This is a genomic window from Microbacterium sp. K35, assembly GCF_004794375.1.
GTDB lineage: Bacteria > Actinomycetota > Actinomycetes > Actinomycetales > Microbacteriaceae > Microbacterium > Microbacterium sufflavum.
In genome coordinates this window covers 1-1964 of sequence record NZ_SSDM01000053.1, presented here as the reverse complement: position 1 = coordinate 1964, position 1964 = coordinate 1, and the positions used below count along the sequence as shown (strand labels likewise).

The following is a 1964-nucleotide window of genomic DNA, read 5'->3' as shown; positions in this document are numbered from 1 at the left end:
GCGGGTTCGACGCCGAGGCCGGAGGCGGCTGCTGCGGCGCGCCGACCGTGCTCCAGCTCGGCTCGCGCCCGGTCAGCGTGGGCTGACGCGGGGCGCGTTACTGGGTCACCCCCGCATTGCCCGCTGGATCCGACGATCCAGGTCGTCGAGCTCGGCCAGGAGCTCGGCGGCCACCCAGACGCGGTCTCGCTTGCGGCCGGTGATCTCCTGGATGAACCCCGCCTGCTCGAGCTGGGTGATGGCCTTGTACGTCTGCGTCTCGGAGGCACCCGCGCGCTGCTCGATCTCGCCGGCCGCCATGACCGGGTGATCATAGAACGCCGCGATCAGAACCGCGACGGCGGATCCCGCACGAGGGCGCAGCTCCGCCTCCCACTCCGCCGGAAGTGCGGTCATCCGCGCGATGGACTCCCGCGAGCAGACGGCCGCGGCACGGGCTGACCGCGCGAAGAGCACGATGAGCGGAGTGGGATCGCCCTTCCGGTAAGTCCCGAGGGCTTCGAAGTAGGCGTCCCGTCGCGCCAGGAGTCCGCTGGCCAGGGGCACGACGGCGTTGCGGGTGACGCCCCGTCGACGGAACACCGCCGAGACCAGAGCACGACCGATCCGGCCGTTGCCGTCCGTGAAGGCGTGGATGGACTCGAACTGCGCGTGCCCGATCGCCGCCTGCACCATCACCGGGATGTCGTCGCGATTGAGGAAGCGGATGAGATCCTCCATCAACGCGGGGACCCGCTCGGGCGCGGGCGGTACATACAGCGCGTCACGCGGCGAGTGATCGCTCCCCCCGATCCAGTTCTGCATGTCGCGGAGCCGCCCGGCGAAGCTCGCTTCGAGCGGGTCGTCCTCCATCAGCGCCGTATGCGCGGTGAGGAGGTCGTCAAGGGAGAACGCCCCGCGTTCACCGACGACCTCCACCAGGGTGTGCAACGCGGTGCTCGCCGCGACCATGCTCGTGGCGGACGTGTTCGAGCGGTTGCCGACGAGCGCCTTGGCGTAGTCCGTCGCGCTTGCCGTGATCCGTTCGATCTTCGACGATGCAACCGACTCGGTACGGATCATGAATCGACTCATCGCCGCCGAGTGCCCCTCGGCGTCGGCATCGGCGAGGACCACAGCCAGCAGAGCGGCCTCGGATTCGACCGCCGTCGAAGTGGCCGTGCGGAATTCGAGCTCAGCGATCAGCGGCGGGATGGACGCCTCGACCGAGGTCAGCATCCGATCCGCTCGGGTGCCGCCGCGAACCTGCTGGCGCCACGTCAACGTCTCGCTGCCGTGCGGCGGCCACGCGGTGGGGGCGGAGGCAGATTCGCTCATAACCCTCATTATCGCACTCGTTACTGAGGTTTAGCATCCGTAAAGCTCAGTAACGCGATCGTTGCTGAGGTTTAGCACCCATAAACCTCAGTACCGCGGCCGCTACTCCGCCGTCGTATCCGTCGAGCTGAGCCGAGCGGCAGGCGGGCTGCGCACACGGCTCACCCACCGGGTCGACCGCTGCGCCTCCGCCGGGTCAGACGTAGACGCCGCGGTCCTCCATGAAGCGGACGGGGTTCGTGTACCCGCCGTTGATGTACACCTCGAAGTGCAGGTGGCAGCCGAACGAACGGCCGGTGTCGCCGGCGTACGCGATGACCTGCCCCGCGTTCACCCACTGGCCGCGGCGCACGATGATGCCGCCGTTCTTGATGTGCGCGTAGCCCGTGCTCACGCCGCCGCCGTGCTGGATGCGCACGTAGTTGCCGTAGTTGCCGTTCGATCCGGCGTAGTCCACGGTGCCGGAGTTCGCGGCGTAGATCGCGGCACCGCAGCCGTTCGCCAGGTCGGCGCCGTAGTGGAAGCTCGACGAGCAGCCCCGAGGGCCGCAGATCGACGTGCGGGGTCCGTAGCTGGAGCTGCGGGCCCCGCCGTGCGGCCGCACCCAGCCGCCCGAACCGGCCGACCCTCCCCCGCCGCCGTTGCCG

The 1964-nt window shown here is 69.4% G+C and carries 2 protein-coding genes; both read right to left on the bottom strand.

Annotation, left to right across the window (positions count from 1 at the left end; genetic code table 11):
- Nucleotides 1–105: 105 nt before the first annotated feature.
- Nucleotides 106–1317 carry a Fic family protein gene (locus tag DW299_RS01400; RefSeq protein ID WP_206251674.1) on the bottom strand — a complete coding sequence of 404 codons (1212 nt, stop codon included), beginning with the start codon at nt 1315–1317 and terminating at the stop codon, nt 106–108.
- A 196-nt stretch (nt 1318–1513) separates the two neighbouring features.
- Nucleotides 1514–1964, bottom strand: a 451-nt coding sequence (locus DW299_RS01395) for a M23 family metallopeptidase (protein WP_136035374.1), incomplete at its 5' end; no start/stop codon positions are given.